The organism is Micrococcus sp. GPGPB33 (genome assembly GCF_037853785.1).
Taxonomy (GTDB): Bacteria; Actinomycetota; Actinomycetes; order Actinomycetales; family Micrococcaceae; genus Micrococcus; species Micrococcus luteus.
Genome location: NZ_JAQMWO010000002.1, coordinates 570,158 through 588,062, shown reverse-complemented (window position 1 = coordinate 588,062; position 17,905 = coordinate 570,158). Strand labels below are relative to the sequence as shown.

17 protein-coding genes are annotated in these 17,905 nt (G+C 75.2%); 15 read left to right on the top strand and 2 right to left on the bottom strand.

Annotated features, from left to right (window positions below):
* Positions 1-27: 27 nt before the first annotated feature.
* The 3 genes from POD19_RS02795 to hpt are packed head-to-tail and all read left to right on the top strand — an operon-like array spanning position 28 to position 3,047.
* Positions 28-1,260 carry a zinc-dependent metalloprotease gene (locus tag POD19_RS02795; RefSeq protein ID WP_041104658.1) on the top strand — a complete coding sequence of 411 codons (1,233 nt, stop codon included), beginning with the start codon at positions 28-30 and terminating at the stop codon, positions 1,258-1,260.
* Positions 1,247-2,446 (top strand): tRNA lysidine(34) synthetase TilS, encoded by a 1,200-nt coding sequence (tilS, locus tag POD19_RS02790; RefSeq protein WP_041104657.1) that lies wholly within the window; start codon positions 1,247-1,249, stop codon positions 2,444-2,446. Before POD19_RS02795 ends, tilS begins: the two co-directional genes overlap by 14 nt.
* A gap of 49 nt (positions 2,447-2,495) precedes the next feature.
* A complete protein-coding gene (gene hpt, locus POD19_RS02785) occupies positions 2,496-3,047 on the top strand; it encodes a hypoxanthine phosphoribosyltransferase (RefSeq protein ID WP_020625288.1) in 552 nt (183 codons plus the stop codon).
* Between the two features lie 45 nt (positions 3,048-3,092).
* Here the strand turns inward: hpt and POD19_RS02780 are convergent, their stop codons facing one another.
* Entirely contained in the window at positions 3,093-4,157 is a 1,065-nt protein-coding gene (locus POD19_RS02780) for a type IV toxin-antitoxin system AbiEi family antitoxin domain-containing protein (RefSeq protein ID WP_020625289.1), read from the bottom strand.
* 395 nt (positions 4,158-4,552) lie between these two features.
* Here POD19_RS02780 and ftsH point away from each other — a divergent pair, with 395 nt between their 5' ends.
* The 9 genes from ftsH to POD19_RS02735 are packed head-to-tail and all read left to right on the top strand — an operon-like array spanning position 4,553 to position 12,880.
* Positions 4,553-6,643, top strand: coding sequence for an ATP-dependent zinc metalloprotease FtsH (gene ftsH, locus POD19_RS02775; RefSeq protein WP_041104656.1), 2,091 nt, complete (start codon positions 4,553-4,555; stop codon positions 6,641-6,643).
* Positions 6,644-6,660: 17 nt separating this feature from the next.
* Positions 6,661-7,281, top strand: a complete 621-nt coding sequence (gene folE / locus POD19_RS02770; protein ID WP_010079671.1) for a GTP cyclohydrolase I FolE — start codon at positions 6,661-6,663, stop codon at positions 7,279-7,281.
* A gap of 26 nt (positions 7,282-7,307) precedes the next feature.
* On the top strand, positions 7,308-8,222 hold the full coding sequence (gene folP / locus POD19_RS02765) for a dihydropteroate synthase (protein WP_041104655.1): 915 nt from the start codon (positions 7,308-7,310) through the stop codon (positions 8,220-8,222).
* Positions 8,219-8,599 (top strand): dihydroneopterin aldolase, encoded by a 381-nt coding sequence (gene folB, locus POD19_RS02760; RefSeq protein ID WP_041104654.1) that lies wholly within the window; start codon positions 8,219-8,221, stop codon positions 8,597-8,599. The genes folP and folB overlap by 4 nt, the downstream gene beginning before the upstream one ends.
* Complete coding sequence (folK, locus tag POD19_RS02755) at positions 8,596-9,240, top strand: 2-amino-4-hydroxy-6-hydroxymethyldihydropteridine diphosphokinase (protein ID WP_020625294.1); 645 nt, start codon at positions 8,596-8,598, stop codon at positions 9,238-9,240. The genes folB and folK overlap by 4 nt, the downstream gene beginning before the upstream one ends.
* On the top strand, positions 9,237-9,764 hold the full coding sequence (locus tag POD19_RS02750) for a DUF3180 domain-containing protein (RefSeq protein WP_020625295.1): 528 nt from the start codon (positions 9,237-9,239) through the stop codon (positions 9,762-9,764). Before folK ends, POD19_RS02750 begins: the two co-directional genes overlap by 4 nt.
* Positions 9,745-10,257, top strand: coding sequence for a PH domain-containing protein (locus POD19_RS02745; protein WP_020625296.1), 513 nt, complete (start codon positions 9,745-9,747; stop codon positions 10,255-10,257). Before POD19_RS02750 ends, POD19_RS02745 begins: the two co-directional genes overlap by 20 nt.
* On the top strand, positions 10,254-11,933 hold the full coding sequence (locus POD19_RS02740; protein WP_041104653.1) for a PH domain-containing protein: 1,680 nt from the start codon (positions 10,254-10,256) through the stop codon (positions 11,931-11,933). Before POD19_RS02745 ends, POD19_RS02740 begins: the two co-directional genes overlap by 4 nt.
* Entirely contained in the window at positions 11,930-12,880 is a 951-nt protein-coding gene (locus POD19_RS02735; protein WP_020625298.1) for a Rossmann-like and DUF2520 domain-containing protein, read from the top strand. Before POD19_RS02740 ends, POD19_RS02735 begins: the two co-directional genes overlap by 4 nt.
* 158 nt (positions 12,881-13,038) lie before the next feature.
* Here the strand turns inward: POD19_RS02735 and POD19_RS02730 are convergent, their stop codons facing one another.
* On the bottom strand, positions 13,039-13,515 hold the full coding sequence (locus POD19_RS02730) for a low molecular weight protein-tyrosine-phosphatase (protein WP_041104652.1): 477 nt from the start codon (positions 13,513-13,515) through the stop codon (positions 13,039-13,041).
* Between the two features lie 262 nt (positions 13,516-13,777).
* Between POD19_RS02730 and POD19_RS02725 the strand changes: the two genes are divergently transcribed.
* The 3 genes from POD19_RS02725 to POD19_RS02715 all read left to right on the top strand — a co-directional run bounded on the left by POD19_RS02725 (position 13,778) and on the right by POD19_RS02715 (position 17,873).
* The gene (locus POD19_RS02725; protein WP_041104651.1) at positions 13,778-14,227 is read left to right on the top strand and encodes a DUF3806 domain-containing protein; all 450 of its coding nucleotides are present in this window, start codon (positions 13,778-13,780) and stop codon (positions 14,225-14,227) included.
* Positions 14,228-14,322: 95 nt separating this feature from the next.
* Positions 14,323-16,476, top strand: a complete 2,154-nt coding sequence (locus POD19_RS02720; RefSeq protein ID WP_144819153.1) for a S9 family peptidase — start codon at positions 14,323-14,325, stop codon at positions 16,474-16,476.
* Positions 16,477-16,646: 170 nt separating this feature from the next.
* The gene (locus POD19_RS02715) at positions 16,647-17,873 is read left to right on the top strand and encodes a glycerophosphodiester phosphodiesterase (protein ID WP_070708921.1); all 1,227 of its coding nucleotides are present in this window, start codon (positions 16,647-16,649) and stop codon (positions 17,871-17,873) included.
* Positions 17,874-17,905: the final 32 nt, after the last annotated feature.

Below are 17,905 nucleotides of genomic sequence, written 5' to 3'. Positions count from 1 at the left end.
CCCGGGCCCTGTGGTCTGATGGAGCCCATGAGCGACGACCACGCGACCGACCGCCCCCGCACCGCCGCGGACGCCGAGCCGGGCGCCCCCGCCGAGCCGGGCCCCGCCGTCGCCCACCCGGTGGACTGGGCCTTCGCAGCACGGACCGCACGGTCCCTCGCCGCCGCCGGCCCCCGGTTCACGCCGCGGGAGGCGACGCGCGAGGCGGAGGGCCTGCGCGCCGCCGCGGAGGCCGCCGTGCCGCACGTCCACCGCCTGACCGGGCTCGAGGCGGCACGGGACCTGCGCGACTCGCAGGTGCTCGTGGTGGACCGCCCCACCTGGTCGCGCGCCGCCACCCAGTCCTTCGCCACGCTGCTGGACCCCACGTTCGCGCACCTGCGGGACACCCGGCCCCGCGAGCACGCCGCCGCCACCACCCGCGTCACCCGGCACGCCACCGCCCTGGAGATGGGCGGGATCCTCGCCTGGATGTCCGGGAGGATCCTCGGCCAGTACGACCCGTTCATCGCGCTGCCCGGCCCCGGGGGGACGGCGGCCGGCCCCGCCGGCGGACGCCTGCTGCTCGTGGCCCCGAACGTCGCGCAGGTGCGCGCGGAGATCAACGTGGAACCGGCGGACTTCCGCCTCTGGGTGTGCCTGCACGAGCAGACCCACCGCGTGCAGTTCGCGGCCGCGCCCTGGCTGCGCGAGCACCTGCGGGCCGAGATCACGGCGCTCACCGTCGGCCTGTTCGACAAGGCCGAGTCCCTGCCCGAGCGCCTGCGCACCGCGCTCGCGGCGGCGAACCCGCTGGGTCGGGAGGCCGACGCCGGCCGGATCGGGACGCGGGACGGACACGACGCGCAGGACGCGGCCGCGGCCCGCCCCGCGCCGGGCCTGCTCGGGGCGATCCAGGACGAGGAGGACCGGGAACGCCTGTCCCGGCTGACGGCCGTGATGTCCCTGCTCGAGGGGCACGCGAACGTGGTGATGGACGGTGTCGACTCCTCCGTCGTGTCCTCCGTCAAGACCATCCGCCGCCGCTTCGACGAGCGCGGCGACCGCCGCTCGCCCCTGGACCGCATGCTCCGCCGTCTGCTGGGCATGGACGCCAAGATGGCCCAGTACCGCGACGGCCAGAGGTTCGTGGCCGCCGCCGTGGCCGAGCTCGGCATGGCCGGGTTCAACGTGGTCTGGGACGCCCCCGAGCTGCTGCCGAGCGAGGCCGAGCTCCACGCCCCCGAGACGTGGGGGGCGCGCATCCGTGCCCAGGCCTGAGGCGCGGGACCCGGGGCCGACGCCGGCGGGCGGGGTCGGCGGCCTGCCCGCGGTCGGCGCATGGCCGCCGCGCACCCGCTGGCCCGAGCCCCTGCACCGGGCCGTCGCGGCGGTGCGGGAGGCCCTGGCGGGCGACGGGCCCCGTCGCGCGGATGTCGTGCCGGGCCGGGCGGGGAGTCGTCCCCGCGGCCTCGTCGCCCTCTCCGGCGGCGCCGACTCCCTCGCGCTCGCCGTGGCCTGCGCCGTCCTCGTGGGCACCCGGGAGGGCCGGCGGTTCGGCCCGATCGGCGCGGCCGTGGTGGACCACGGGCTGCAGTCGGGCAGCGACGCGGTGGCGGCGGCCGCCGCCGACGTCGCCCGCATCCTCGGTCTGGCCCCGGTCACCGTCACGCGGGTCGAGGTGGCCCGCACCGGCGACGGCCCCGAGGCCGACGCCCGGCGTGCCCGCCGGAAGGCCCTCGCCGCCGCCGCCCGGGAGGCGGGGCAGGGGGACGCCGTCCCGGGGGCGGGCGCCGCCGTCGTCCTCACCGCCCACACCGCCGACGACCAGGCGGAGCAGGTCCTCCTCGGGCTCGCACGCGGGTCCGGCACGCGGTCCCTCGCGGGGATCCCGGCGCGCGGGACGCTGCCGGGCGGGGCCGCCGTCGTCCGCCCGCTGCTGGGCCTGACCCGCGCGGACACCGAGACGATCTGCCGCTGGGCCGGGCTGACCTGGTTCGAGGACCCGCACAACCGCGATCCCGCGCTGCTGCGCTCGCGGGTGCGCACCCGCGTGCTGCCCGCGCTCGAGGACCCCGACGTCGGCCTCGGCCCCGGTGTGCGGGCCGGGCTGGTGCGCACCGCGGCCATCGCGGCCGAGGACGCCGCGGCCCTCGACGCCTGGGCCGGCGACGAGGTCGCCCGGCTGCGTGTCGACCCGCCCGCCCGGGACCCGCGCGTCGTCTCCCTGGACCTGGACGCCCTGGCCGCGCTGCCCGCCGCCGTGCGCCACCGCGTGATCGCGCGCGCCGCCCGCGCCGCGGGAGGGCAGGCCCCGCCCCGCGAACGGATCCTCGCGGCGGACGCCCTCGTGACGGGCGCCCGCGCGGGGGGCACGTCGGCCGGTCCGGTGGAGCTGCCCGGCGGGGTGGCCGCGCATCGGGCGTGTGCCAGACTGGACCTCATCCCCTGCCTGCCCGGTCCCTGACTGCGGCCCGGCCCGGCATTCCCGCACGAGCACTCACCAGGAGCGGCGCATGGACGCACAGGATGTCCAGAACGACCTCAGCCACGTCCTCATGTCCCGCGAGGACGTGCAGGACACGATCACGGACCTGGCCCGCCAGATCGACCGCGACTACGCGGACAAGGACCTGCTCATCGTCGCCGTGCTCAAGGGCGCCGTGATGGTGGTCGCCGACCTCACCCGCGCCCTGCACTCCCACGTGGAGCTGGACTTCATGGCGGTCTCCTCCTACGGCTCCGGCACCAAGTCCTCCGGCGTGGTGCGCATCCTCAAGGACCTCGACGCGGACCTCACGGGCCGGCACGTCCTGATCGTCGAGGACATCATCGACTCCGGCCTGACGCTGTCCTGGCTCAAGGCCAACCTGGAGTCCCGCGGCCCGGCCTCGGTCGAGATCTGCACCCTGCTGCGCAAGCCGGAGGCCATGAAGGTGGACATCGACGTGAAGTACGTCGGGCGGGACATCCCCAACGAGTTCGTGGTGGGCTACGGCCTGGACTACGCGGAGAAGTACCGCAACCTGGACTTCGTGGGCACGCTCGCCCCGCACGTCTACAGCTGACCGGGGGCCCGGCCCGGAGTGGCCAGGCCAGGTGTGACCGACCTGTCACGTGAGCGGTCGCTCTGAGGTGCCATTCACGCCCCATTCCGACTCCTTGCGTGACAGGTCGCCGGCGTCCCCGAGGTGACGGCGCACCTCCACGATCACGCGCGTGAATCCGCGGCGAGCGTCGGAGGAGGACACGGTGATGTTCCGGCAGCCCCGTCGCTCGAAGGCCGCGTTGCGCTGCACGTCACGGTCGATCTGGCGATCCGCGCCGTGGTGGCCGCCGTCGTAGTGCAGGGCCACTCTCGCCTGCCGATAGCCCAGGTCCGCCGTCGCGGGGTGGTGCAGGGAGAACTCCGGGTCCCAGACCTCGAGCTGCAGTGCGGGCTCGGGGAGCCCGGCGGCCCTCAGCGCGAGCCGCAGCCGCGTCTCCTTCGGCGAGTGCGCCCCCACCCGGACCAGTGTGGCGGCGGTGCGGAGCCGTCGTCGTCGGTTGTGCGCGGACGGGCTCGCTTCGGCCGCCTGGGCCAGGGCCGCCCGGGTCCGCTCGGCGGCGTCCGGGCCGCCGGACAGCTGCGCCCGGCGGACGAGATGGTCGCCGAGGATGACGAGCTCGTCGTCGTCGAGCAGGGCCGAGAGGTCGACCCAGAGACGGGGCGGGGCGGTGACGTACCAGGCCAGGCCGCCGATCCGCACGCGCTCCACGTCCGCGGGCGGGAGCGCTGTTCGGTGGGAGGTGACGCCGGGGAGGGAGAGCTGGCCACGGTCTCGCGGGCGGCTCACGTGGACGTCGTCCCCCGCGTCCAGTCGCTCCGGCAGCCAGATCTCCCGGGCGCGGGCCGCGGTCTGGTGCGACACCACCGTGGTGGCGCGGTGCCGGGCGAGTCGCAGCAGGAGCTCGTGTTGGGTGGCCGAGAGCGGGGTGCTCCACCGGTAGGGGGAGGAGCCGGCCGCGGGGCGCTCGACGGCGGCCGGGGTGACCTCACGCCGGCGGTAGAGGCCCCGGGCGAGGCGTTCGACGTCGGAGCGACGCAGCCGGTTGAGGTCGATGCCGGCGGCCCTCGCCTGCGCGGCGGTGAAGGGGCCGTGAAGCAAGGCCGCGGGAAGCGGGGCGGGGTGACGCATGGTGCCAGCCTGGCGCGGTAAAGCGGGCGGCGTCCTGAGCCGCCGCCGGCCTGGGGAGGGATGCGGGTGCACGGGGGTCTGTGCAGGCGGGGACGCAGGGGCGCGGTCGCAGCGCCAGCGTTCCTGTCACGCGAGCGGTCGCTCTGAGGTGCGATCCACGCGCCATTCCGACCCCCCGCATTCCCGGTGGGCGTCAGGACGGCGCTGGCCGACGCCGACCCCGGCCGACCGCCCGCGCCCTGTCCACCTGACGCGAACAGTCAGCGGCCACCCGGGCCGGGCCGGTACCGTGGGGGCTTGACCCGGGCGCGACGTCGGCCCTTCGCCGGCCCCGGCCGCACGGCGGCCGCCCCGGGCAGCCCGGCCCCCGCGGCAGACCAGGAGACACTCGGACCGTGAAGAAGCTGTTCAACAAGCCCTACGTCTGGATCCTGCTGGGCCTGCTGGTCCTCGCCGTCGCGATCCCGCTGACCACGTCACAGAGCGGCCGCACCATGGTGGACACCAACGTGGGCATGGCCCTGCTGAAGGACGACAAGGCCGCGCAGGCCCGCGTGGTGGACGGGGACCAGCGCGTGGACCTCACCCTGCGTGAGCCCTACAAGCAGGACGACCGGGACCTCGGCAAGGAGGTCTACTTCTACTTCGCCAGCGCGCGCGCCACGGACGTGGTCACCGCGGTGGACGACTCGGCCCTGGACGGCTACACGGACGAGCCGGTGCGGAGCAACTGGTTCCTCTCGCTGCTCGGCTTCATGGTCCCGTTCCTGCTCATCGCACTGCTGTTCTGGTTCCTGATGTCCCGCATGCAGGGCGGCGGCGGCAAGGTCATGCAGTTCGGCAAGTCCCGCGCCAAGCTGATCAACAAGGACAACCCGGACGTGCTGTTCAAGGACGTCGCGGGCGCGGACGAGGCGGTGGAGGAGCTCCAGGAGATCAAGGAGTTCCTCACCGTGCCGGACCGCTTCCGCGCGGTGGGCGCCAAGATCCCCAAGGGCGTGCTGCTCTACGGCCCGCCCGGCACGGGCAAGACCCTCCTGGCCAAGGCCGTGGCCGGTGAGGCCGGCGTGCCGTTCTACTCGATCTCCGGCTCGGACTTCGTGGAGATGTTCGTGGGTGTCGGCGCCTCGCGCGTGCGCGACCTCTTCGAGCAGGCCAAGTCCAACGCCCCCGCCATCATCTTCGTGGACGAGATCGACGCCGTCGGCCGGCACCGCGGCGCAGGCATCGGCGGCGGCAACGACGAGCGCGAGCAGACCCTGAACCAGATGCTCGTGGAGATGGACGGCTTCGACGCCTCCACGAACGTCATCATGATCGCCGCGACCAACCGCCCGGACGTCCTGGACCCGGCGCTGCTGCGCCCGGGCCGCTTCGACCGCCAGATCCCCGTGGACGCCCCGGACCTCGAGGGCCGCGCCAGGATCCTCGAGGTGCACGCGCAGGGCAAGCCGATCGCCCTGGACGTGGACCTGCGCTCCCTGGCCAAGCGCACCCCCGGCTACACGGGCGCGGACCTGGCCAACGTGATCAACGAGGCCGCGCTGCTCACGGCGCGCTCGAACAACAACGTGATCGACAACCACGCCCTGGACGAGGCCGTGGACCGCGTGATGGCCGGCCCGCAGAAGCGCACCCGCCTGATGAACGAGCACGAGCGCAAGGTCACCGCCTACCACGAGGGCGGCCACGCGCTCGTCGCGGCCGGGCTGCGCAACTCCGCCCCGGTCACCAAGATCACGATCCTGCCCCGCGGCCGCGCCCTGGGCTACACGATGGTGGTCCCGGAGGACGACAAGTACTCCGTCACCCGCAACGAGCTCCTGGACCAGCTCGCGTACGCGATGGGCGGGCGCGTGGCGGAGGAGATCGTGTTCAAGGACCCGTCCACGGGCGCCGCGAACGACATCCAGAAGGCCACGGACACGGCCCGCAAGATGGTCACCGAGTACGGCATGTCCGCCAAGGTGGGCGCCGTCAAGCTCGGCGGCGGCAGCTCCGAGCCCTTCGTGGGCGGTGCCCCCGGCGGCTCCTCCCGCGAGTACTCCGAGGAGCTCGCGTACCTGGTGGACGCCGAGGTCCGCACCCTGCTGGACCAGGCCCACGCCGAGGCCCACTGGGTGCTCACGGAGAACCGGGACGTCCTGGACCGGCTGGCCTACGAGCTGCTCGAGAAGGAGACGCTCACCCAGGAGGCCATCGCCGCCATCTTCGCGGACGTCCGCAAGCGGCCCGAGCGCGGCGTGTGGCTGGCCTCGGACGACCGGCTCCCGCAGGACATCCCGCCCGTCCTCTCCCCCTCCGAGCGCCGCTCGCGCCACGACGGCGGGGAGCAGACCCCCGTCGGCGTCGAGGGCACCACGGTGCCGGTGCGTCCGGAGGGTGCGCCGCCGTCGTCGCTGGGCGGGGACGCGGCCGGCCCCGGCCTGCCGCCGCACGGCGGTCCGAGCAACACGCCGGGCCCCGGCGAGGGACCGACCTTTTGACCGCGCAGGAGGCCCGCATGACAGCCCACACCCCCGACGACGCCGTCCCCGGCACGTTCGACCCGGACTCGACCGCGGTCGACCGGCCCCGCATCGAGGCGGCGGTGCGGGAGATCCTGCTGGCGATCGGCGAGGACCCGGACCGCGAGGGCCTGGCGGACACCCCGGCGCGGGTGGCCAAGGCGTACGCGGAGTTCTTCGCGGGCCTGCACCAGAGCCCGGACCAGGTGCTCGGCACCACGTTCGACATCGCGCACGAGGAGCTCGTGCTCGTGAAGGACATCCCGTTCTACTCGACGTGCGAGCACCACCTGGTGCCGTTCCACGGCGCCGCGCACATCGGCTACATCCCCTCCGCCGAGGGCCGCGTGACGGGGCTGTCCAAGCTGGCCCGTCTCGTGGAGCTGTACGCGCGGCGTCCGCAGGTGCAGGAGCGGCTGACCACGCAGGTGGTGGAGGCGCTCATGGAGCACCTGGCCCCGCGCGGGGCGATCGTGGTGGTGGAGGCCGAGCACATGTGCATGTCCATGCGCGGCGTGCGCAAGCCGGGCGCGAAGACCGTCACCTCGGCGGTGCGCGGCCAGCTGCGGGATCCGTCCACGCGCTCGGAGGCGATGAGCCTCATCATGCACGGCTGAGGACCACCGACGGCGGAGGAGGACACGTGGACGAGAGCATCGACGCGGCGGCGCGGGAGGCGAACCGCGCCCTGCTGGGGCGGCTGCCCGCGGACCGGACCCTGGTCATGGGCATCCTCAACGTCACCCCTGACTCCTTCTCGGACGGCGGGGAGCACGCCACCGTCCGCGCGGCCGTCGAGCACGCCCGGCGCATGGTCGCGGACGGCGCGGACATCGTGGACGTGGGCGGGGAGTCCACCCGCCCCGGGGCCCGCGCCGTGCCGCCGGCCGAGGAGCAGGAGCGCATCCTGCCCGTGATCGAGGCGCTGCTGGCCGAGGACGTCGTCCTCTCCGTGGACACGCGCCACACCGCCACCGCCCGGGCTGCCCTGGCGCTGGGGCCGGTGATCGTCAACGACGTCTCCGGCCTCGCCCACGAGCCGGATATGCCGGCGCTGATCGCCGCGTCGGGCGCGCCGTACATCCTCATGCACAACCGCGGGAACCCGCAGACCATGGACGGGCTGGCCGTCTACGAGGACACCGTCCCGGACGTCGTGTGCGAGCTGCGGGACGTGGCCGGCCGCTTCCTCGCCGCGGGCGTCGAGCCCGCGCAGCTGATCGTCGACCCGGGCCTGGGCTTCGCGAAGGCCGGCGAGCAGAACTGGGAGCTGCTGCGCGGCCTCGAGTGGCTCCGCGCCATGGGCCACCCGGTGCTCGTCGCCGCCTCGCGCAAGCGGTTCCTGGGCACGCTGCTGGCGGACGACGACGGCACCCCGGCCCCGCCCGCCGCGCGCGACGCCGCCACCGCGGCCATCTCCGCCCTCGCCGCCGCCCAGGGCGCGTGGGGCGTGCGCGTGCACGACGTGCGCGCCAGCGCCGACGCCGTCCGCACCGCCGCGGCCTGGGCCGGGGCCCACGCCCCGGGTGAGCCCGTCTCCGAGGACGTGCTGCCGTGAGCGCCCGGGACCGCATCCGCCTGGCCGGACTGTCCGCCGTCGGGCACCACGGGGTCTTCGACCACGAGCGCCGGGACGGGCAGCCGTTCGTCACGGACGTCGTCCTCCACCTCGACGCCGGCCCCGCCGCGGCCGGCGACGACCTCGCCCGCACCGCCAACTACGCCGAGGTCGCGGACACGGTGGTCCGCCTGGTCACCGGGGAGCCGGTGGACCTGATCGAGACCCTCGCCGACCGGATCGCCCGCACCGTCCTCGCCGAGCAGCCCGTGGTGGCCGCCGTCGAGGTCACCGTGCACAAGCCGCAGGCGCCCATCCCGCACGACTTCGCGGACGCCGCCGTCACCGTGCACCGCACCCGGGAGGACCTCGCGTGAGCACCGTCGACTGGTCGCACCCGGCCGAGGGCCCCGCGCCCATCCCCGAGCTGGGCGCCCGCCCGGACGCGCCCGTCGCGGCCGTGCTGGCCCTCGGCGCCAACCTGCGCGAGCCCGCGCAGACGCTCGACGCCGCCGTCGCCGCCCTGTCCGCGCTGCCGCACATCACGGACGTCCGGGCCTCGCCCCGGGCCGTCACCACACCCGTGGGCGGGCCGCCGGGCCAGCCCGACTACCTCAACCAGGTGGTCACGCTGCGCACGGACCTCGCGCCGTGGGAGCTGCTCGCGGTGGCGCACCGGCTCGAGCAGGACCACCATCGGCGGCGTGAGGTCCGCTGGGGCGCGCGCACCCTGGACGTGGACGTGATCGCCTACGGAGACGTGCGCAGCGACCACCCGGACCTCACCCTGCCGCACCCCCGCGCGGCCGAGCGGGCCTTCGTGCTGCTGCCGTGGCTGTGGCTCGACGCGGACGCCACGCTCGCCGGCACGCCCGTCGCCGACCTCGCCGCCGTCGCCGCGGACGCCCCCGGGGTGCGCCGTCAGGAGCCCGAGCGGCACCGGCTGCTGGCCGGCACCGACGACGTCGCCCCGCTCCGCCCGGCACGCCCGGACGCCCTCGGGAGGGAGGCCACGTGATCGCGCTGCGCTCCGGGTGGACCCTGCTCGTGGTGCTGGTGGCCGCCGTGCTCGGCTGGCTGGCCGGGCTCGCCGCGCCGTCCCTGGGCTGGCCGGCGCCCGTGGTGGGCCGCGGCGGCCTGATCACCGTGGCCGCGGTCTCCGTGCTGTGCCTCGCGCTGGGCTGGCGGGTGCGCCGCGACCGGGAGAAGCCCGCCGCCGCGCGGATGGACCCGCTCGCCGCGGCCCGCACCCTCGTGCTCGGCCAGGCCTCCGGCTTCGCGGGAGCGGCCCTCGGCGGGTGGCACGCCGGGGTGGCGGTGCAGGTGCTGCTGCGGGCCGGCGTGGAGGCACCGACCGTGCGGGAGGCCGCCCTGCAGGCCGTCGGCGGTCTCGTCCTGCTGGTGGTGGGGCTGATCGTCGAACGGTGGTGCCGGATCCCGCCTGAGGAGGATGCGCCCGAGGGCGGCCGTGGGCAGGATGGGTCCCCGGGCCGACCGGCCCGTCCCGAGACGGAAGGAGGGTATGCCCGTGCCCGGCATTGACCTGAGCGGCGTGGCCTTCACGCCGGCCTCGCCGCGGCTGGCGACGGTGAAGCTCATCGCCACGACCATCGGCCACCTGATCTGGCTCGCCGCGTTCTCCGTGCCGCTGATCCTCAAGCTCACCGGCCCGTGGGCGGGGATGGCCGCGTGGGTCGCGTGGGGGCTGCCGGCCGTCGTCGTCGTGTCCTGGATCGTGGACCTGATCCTGATCCCGCGGCGCGTGCGCGCGATGGGCTGGGCCGAGCGCGAGGACGACGTCCTGTGGCGCGAGGGCATCCTGTTCCGCAGCGTGCACGCGGTGCCGTACGGCCGCCTGCAGTACGTGGACGTGTCGGACGGTCCGCTGCTGCGCCGGGTCGGGCTGCAGACCCTCACCCTGAAGACCGCCGCCGCGGGCGGGGACGTCACCCTGGAGGGCGTGCCCCGCGAGAGGGCCGAGGAGCTGCGCGAGGTCCTCATGGCGCGCGGCCAGGCGCGGCTGGCGGGCCTGTGAGCGCGGCCGCCCCGCCCCCCGCCGACGACGCCGGCTGGGTCCGCGTCCACCCCGCCTCGCCCTGGGTGCGGGGCTGGACCTTCCTGCTGCTGATCCTGTTCTTCGCGGGCCGCAACGCGGTGGAGGACTTCGCGGCGGGCCGGCTCAGCGGGGAGGACGCCCCGGGCGGCGGCGACGGCAGCCTGCTCGTGGCCGGCGGCATCCTGCTGGGGGTCACCCTGCTGATCAGCCTCGTGTTCTTCTTCTCCTGGTGGTTCACCCGGTTCCGCTGCGGGGAGGACCGGATCGAGCTGCGCCAGGGCTGGCTCTTCCGCAGCCGCCGGCAGATGCGCTACGACCGCATCCAGGCGGTGGACCTGCAGCACCCCCTCGTGGCTCGGCTGCTCGGGCTGGCCACGGTGAAGGTCGAGGCGGCCGACGGCGGCGAGTCCGCGCTCGAGCTGTCCTTCCTGCGCCGCGCCGAGGCCGAAGCGGTGCGCCGGGAGATCCTGGACCGCGCGTCGGGGATGCTCGGGGGAGCCGGGGCGGACGCGTCCGCGCCGGAGCGGGCGGCCGAGCCCGGCCTCCCCGACGCCGACGCCGCGGACGCCGGCGAACTCATGCTGCAGGTGCCCGCGGGGCGGCTCCTCGGCTCCGTCCTGCTCTCCGGAGGCGTGCTGGGGGTGCTGGCCGGGTCCCTGATCTGGCTGGGCGGCCTCGCCCTCGTGGTCGCGCTGCTGCCCGAGGCGGTGCTGGACGAGGGGGAGACCCTGACCGGGATCGGCGCGGCCGCGGCCCTGCCCGCCCTGTTCTCCGTGGCCGGCGTCGCGTGGTCCCGGCTGAACGCCGGCTGGGGTTTCCAGGTGCGCCGCTCCACCGACGGGCTGCGACTGCGGCACGGGCTCACCGAGACCACCCACCAGACCGTCCCGCCGGGGCGGGTGCAGGGGGTGACCGTCTCCCAGCCCCTGTTCTGGCGGCCCTTCGGCTGGTATCGGGTGAACATGGCGGTGGCCGGGTACCTGCAGGAGTCCGACGGCGCCCGGGACGTCGCGCTGCCCGTCGGCCCGTGGGAGGACGTGCTCCGCGTCCTCACGGTCGTGGCCCCGGACCCGGGCCTGGACGGCGATCCGCGCGCCGCGCAGGGGCTGACCCCCGCCGGGCTCATGCACCTCGGCGTGCACGGCACCGGCACGGAGGGCGGCTTCCAGCACGTGCCGCGGCGCGGCAGGTGGTGGTTCAACTGGTTCGCCTGGCGGCGGACCGGCTTCACGACGACGCGGTCCCTGCTGGTGGTGCGCAGCGGCTGGTTGAACCGCCGGCTGCAGACCCTCCAGCACGAGCGCATGCAGGCGGCCGAGCTGGCGCAGGGCCCGGTGCAGCGACGCCTGGGCCTGGCCACGGTGCGCGTGTGGGTCGCGGGGGCGAACGCCGTGGTCCGCGACCTCGACGAGGACGTGGCCGTGGACCTGTACGCCCGGGAGGCCCGGCACGCGGCCGTCTCGCGTCGCCTCGCCGACCGCGACCAGTGGATGCGCCCCGAGGAGCTGGCCCGCTTCGAGCAGCGCACGCGCGAGGTCGCGGCCACCGAGGTGGGCCGCCGCGAACTGGCCCGGGCCGGCGTCGTCGGCGGCGCCGTCGTCGGGGAGGAGAGCGGGGCGCACGTCCCCGCCGTGCGCGGCGAGGAGGAGCGATGACCGGCGGACTCGACCTGAGCCTGGACCCGCATGACCCGGCGCAGCGGCCCGGGCGGCTGGGCGTCGGCGTGGTGAGCGCGGGTCGAGTGGGGGCCGTGCTGGGCTCGGCGCTGCGGGCTGCGGGCCACACGATCACGGGCGTGCACGCCGTCTCCGAGGCCTCGCGGGACCGCGCGGAGATGCTCCTGCCGGGCGTGCCCGTCCTGGAGATCCCCGAGATCCTGCGCCGCTCCGAGATGGTCGTCTTCGCCGTCCCGGACGACGCGCTGGGCGAGCTCGTGGCCGGCCTGGCCGCCGCGGGCCACGTGCAGACCGGCCACCTGCTCGTGCACACCTCCGGCCGCTACGGGGTGGGGGTGATGGAGCCGGTGCGCGCGCACGGGGCGATCCCCCTGGCGATCCACCCGGCCATGACGTTCACGGGGCTGAGCCTCGACGTCGCCCGGCTGCAGGACTGCGTGTTCGGCGTGACCGCGGACCCCGTGGTGCTGCCCGTGGCCCAGGCGCTCGTGGTGGAGATGGGCGGCGAGCCCGTGGTCGTGAAGGAGGCCGACCGGGCGGCCTACCACCTGGCGCTGTCCCACGGGTCGAACCACCTGGTGACGCTGACGGCGCAGGCCCGTCAGATCCTCGAGACGATCGGGGTGGCCGACCCGGAGCGGGTGCTGCGCTCGCTCATGACCGCCGCGCTGGAGAACGCGCTCACCGACGGCGACGGCGCCCTCACCGGCCCCGTGGCCCGCGGCGACGTCGACACGCTGCGGACCCACCGTGAGACCCTCGGCGAGCTCGAGGCCGGGGGACTGTCGGCGGACGTGCGGGCCGTGTGGGAGACCCTCGCCCGCGCGACGACCGACCGCGCCGAGACCCGCGGCGCCCTGCGCGCGGACACGGCGGCGCGGCTGCGAGAGGTCCTCGACGACTCCGACGACCCCCACGACGACTGACCGACCCCCGCCGCCCCCGCTTTCGTTCGGGAAACGGCGGGTCCCAGGCCGCTTTCGTTCGGGAAACGGCGGGTCTCAGGCCGTTTTCGTTCGTGAAACGGCCGCCTCCGACGGCGTTCGCGTCGCTGGGACGGGACCCCGGGACCGCGCCCCGTCCGTCAGAGGCGCCCGTCGCGGATCGCGGCGACGACGCCGTCTGCCGCGTCCTCGATCTGCCGGTACATCTCCTCGAACTGCGGCCGCGGATACCCGTACGGATCGGGGACCTCGCGCACCCCGGCGCGGTCCGCATCCGACGCGAACTCGCCCATCAGGTGGATCCGGTCCCGCTGCTCGTCCGTGGTCGCGAGCCGCCGCGCGTCGGCGAGGTTGGCCTCGTCCATCACCAGGATCAGGTCGGCGTCGTCCACGAGGTCGGCGGACAGCTGCACCCCCACCGTCGGGAACTCGTAGCCCAGTTCCCCGCCGACCTCGCGGGTGAGGTGATGCGGCCGGGCGCCCACGTGCTCGTCGGACGTGCCGGCGGAGGTGACCTCGACGTCGTGGAGACCGGCCTCCGCGAGCTTGCGGTTCAGCACGGCCTCGGCGGCGGGCGAGCGGCAGATGTTCCCCAGGCAGACGGTCATGATGCGCATGGGGCCAGTGTCTCAAGTCCGGGCGGGGGCGGCGGACGACGACGGCCCGCACGCTCGGCTCGTCGCCGGCGGGGCGGCATCGGGTGCGTCCACGAGTGGTCCCGCTGGAGGGTCGGAGGCCTCCGGCGGTGTGTCCCCCCGGTTCCTCGCCGTTTCCCGAACGAAAGCGCTGCGACACGCCGCCGTTTCTCGAACGAAAGCGCGGCTGGCACCGTCGGTTCCGGCGACGGCGGCGCCCGACGCGCCTGGCAGGATGGAGGCCATGACCGACCAGCCCGAGATGAGCCCCCTGACCGAGCCCGAGCGGGAGTGGGTGCGCGTCCGTCGCGACTTCGCCGCGCAGGAGGGCGTGGACCACCTGGACCTGGACGCGGTCGCCGCCTACTACGACGCCGTGCTGGCCCGCTCGCAGGCGGAGGCCGAGGAGCTGGACCCCGAGGAGCTGGCGGTGCTGCTGGACGTCGTCGCGGTGCTGCTCGGCGAGCACCTGGGCGCGCGCCACGGCATGCAGTGGGTGACGGTCGCGGACGAGGAGGGGCCCGCCCTCGCGCTGCGGGACACCCTCTCGGACGCCGTCGTCTTCCCGCAGCCAGTGGTCGGCCAGAGCTGGAACGACCAGGCCACGGGGGAGTGGATGGGCGGGTACGTCGACTGGCTCGGCGAGCAGCTCCAGCGGATCCGGGCCGACGCCGGCACCTTGCCCGGCGCCTGAGGCGCGGCGGGCACCGGGGCGGCCCGCCGTCGAGGCCACCACCCCGCCGTCCTCCGTGTTGCCCGGATCACGTGCGGGCCGATAGAAACGAACGCATGACCTCCACCCCGGACGCCCCCGCCACCCCCTTCGACGACCTCGACGCCTTCACCGCCCTGCCGCGCGTCGCCGGTCTCACCCTCAGCCCGGACGGCGCCCGCCTGGTGACCACCGTCGCCACCCGGGACGCGAAGGGCACCGGCTACGCCACCGCCCTCTGGGAGGTCGACCCCGCGGGCGAGCGCCCCGCCCACCGCCTGACCCGCTCCCGCGAGGGCGAGGCCGGCGCACAGTTCGCCGCGGACGGCACCCTCTTCTTCACCTCCGCCCGTCCCGACCCCGCCGACGCCGAGGCCGAGAAGCGCAGTGCCCTGTGGGCCCTGCCGCCCCGGGGCGGCGAGGCGCGCGTGGTGCTCTCCCGCCCGGGCGGCGTCGCCGCGGTCACGTGCGCCTCCGCGGCGGACCGCGTGGTCGTCACGGCGGACCGGCTGCTCGGCGCGACCACCGAGGCCGAGCACGCGGCCCTCGCGCAGACCCGCAAGGACGCCGGCGTGGACGCCATCCTGCACACCGGCTACCCCATCCGCTTCTGGGACCACGACCTCGGCCCCGCCCGCCCCGAGCTCTTCGTCCTCGAGCCCGGCCCGGACCCGCAGGGCGAGCCCGCCACGGACGCCGACGCCGCCGAGCCCGGCCCCGCCGCCTCCGGCCTGGCTCCCGAGGCCGACGACGTGGCGCACCACCTGCGCCATGTCTCCGGATTCCCGCGCTCCCACGCATTCGGGATCGGCGCGCAGGTGGCCCCGGACGGCTCGTTCCTGCTCACCACGGCCGCCACCGCCGAGGCCCGCGGCAACGTGCGCGAGGGCACGGTGGTGCGCGTGGACCTGGCCACGGGCGAGCACCGTGTCCTGCACGACGTCCCCGGTGAGGATGTGGCCGTCGGCCCCGTGAGCCATGACGGCACGCGCGCCGTCGTCGTCCGCACCCCCGACTCCACCCCGCACTCCGCCGTGCACCCGCGCCTGTACGTGATGGACACGGCCACGGGCCAGACCACGCCCCTGGCCCACGGCTGGGACCGGTGGGCCGACGTCGTCGCGTGGCTGCCGGACGACTCCGCGGTGATCGCGCTCGCGGACTCGGAGGGCCGCCGCCCGGTGTTCCGCATCGAGGTGGCCACCGGCGCCGTCGCGCAGGTGACCCGGGAGGACGAGGCGTGGACCGACGTCGTGCTCTCCCCGGACGGGGCCACCGCGTACGGCGTGCGCTCCTCCTACCTGTTCCCGCCGGAGGTGGCACGGATCGACCTGGCCACGGGTGAGACCACGCGCCTGCCGAACCCCGTGGAGCGCCCCGCGATCCCGGGCACCCTCGAGGACGTGGAGACCGTCGCCGAGGACGGCACGCGCGTGCGCGGCTGGCTCGTGCTCCCCGAGGGGGCGGCGCCGGCCGGCGGCCACCCGCTGCTGCTGTGGATCCACGGCGGGCCGCTGGGCTCGTGGAACGCGTGGAGCTGGCGCTGGACGCCGTGGATCATGGCGGCGCGCGGCTACGCGGTGCTGCTGCCGGATCCGGCGCTGTCCACGGGCTACGGCCAGGACTTCATCGAACGCGGCTGGGGCCGCTGGGGTCAGGCGCCCTACACGGACCTGATGGCGCTCACGGACGCCGTCGTGGCGCGTGAGGACGTCGACGGCGACCGCACCGCCGCCATGGGCGGCTCGTTCGGCGGCTACATGGCGAACTGGGTGGCCGGGCACACCGACCGGTTCCGGTGCGTGGTCACGCACGCCTCGCTGTGGGCGCTGGACGGCTTCGGCCCGACGACGGACGCCGCGTTCTACTGGGCCCGCGAGATGGACGAGCAGATGCAGCAGGAGAACTCGCCGCACCGGTTCGTGGGCGAGATCGTCTCCCCGATGCTCGTCATCCACGGCGACAAGGACTACCGCGTGCCGATCGGCGAGGGGCTGCGCCTGTGGTCGGACCTGCTGGCGAAGTCCGGGCGGCCGGCCGCCGCGGACGGCACCACCGACCACCGGTTCCTCTACTTCCCGCACGAGAACCACTGGATCCTCGCCCCGCAGCACGCGAAGGTCTGGTACGAGGTCGTCCTCGGCTTCCTGGGCGAGCACGTCCGCGACGACGGCGCCCCGACGGCCCCGGCGACGCTGGGACTGACGCGGCCGTCGCCGACGGCGGGCTGAGCCGCCGGGCCCGGCGCCGCGCATCGTGACGGGCGGCTGAACCTCTCGGATCAGCCCCCGTCACCGGCTGTTCACCGGGCGGGCCGGCTGTGGCCGGTGGGGGGCCACCCGGTCGACACCCGGATCTGGCCCACTGGAGCGGTCATCCCCCTCCCGGAAAGGACCGTTCCATGACCTCCGTCCGTCGTCACGCCGCCCGCGGCCTCGTGGCCCTCGCCGCCGCCGTCGCCGTCAGCGCCCCGCTGGCCGCCCCGGCCGCCGCCGCCCCCGCCGCAACGGAGACCCCGGCCGCCGCGCAGTCCGTCACGGGCAAGCCCGTAGTGCGCCCCGACGTCGTGGGTCATCGTGGTGCCTCCGGCTACCGCCCCGAGCACACCCTGGCCGCCTACGAGCTGGCCGCCGCCCAGGGCGCGGATGTGATCGAGCCGGACCTGGTCTCCACCAAGGACGGCGTGCTCGTGGTCCGCCACGAGAACCTGATCGACGGCACCACGGACGTCGCCCAGCGACCCGAGTTCGCGGACCGCAGGACCACCAAGGTCGTCGACGGCGTGGCCCTCACCGGCTGGTTCACCGAGGACTTCACCCTCGCCGAGCTCAAGACCCTGCGCGCCAAGGAGCGCCTGCCGCAGGTCCGCCCCGAGTCCGCGTCCTACGACGGCCGGTACCAGGTGCCCACCTTCGAGGAGGTGCTCGAGCTGCGGGAGCGCCTCTCTGCCCGGTACGGCCGCGAGATCGGCGTCATCCCCGAGATCAAGCACCCCACCTACTTCGACTCCATCGGCCTGTCCATGGAGGAGCGCGTCGTCGAGCTGCTCGACGAGTACGGCCTGAACAAGCGCAACGCCCCCGCCACCGTGCAGTCCTTCGAGCTCGCCAACCTGCGCGATCTCAACGAGAACCTCGGCCTCAAGGCCGAGACGGTGTTCCTCTCCAGCGTCACCGGCGCGCCCTATGACTCCGTGGCCGCCGGCGACGGGCTCCGCGACTACGACTTCTACGAGACCGCCGCGGGCATGCGCGAGGTCCGCGCGGCCGGCGTCGACACGCTCGGCCCGGCCTTCGCGCAGATCATCACCAAGGAGAAGGACGGCTCGATGGGCGAGGAGACCGCGTTCGTCTCCCTCGCCCACCGCGCGGGCCTTGAGGTGGTGCCGTACACCTTCCGCGCCGAGAACCAGTTCCTCTACACGGAGTTCCGCTCCTCCACGGACCCGAACGCGCGGGGCGACATGGTCGGCATGATCCAGCCGTTCCTCGACGCCGGCATCGACGGCTTCTTCACCGACCACCCCGACCTCGGCGTGCAGGCCGTGGACACCTGGATGCAGGGCAAGAAGGAGCACCCGGGCCGGGGCGTCGGCAAGACCGCCCAGCGGGGCCTGAAGGTGCGCTGACCCCGTCCCGACCGGAGACGATCCCGGCGGAC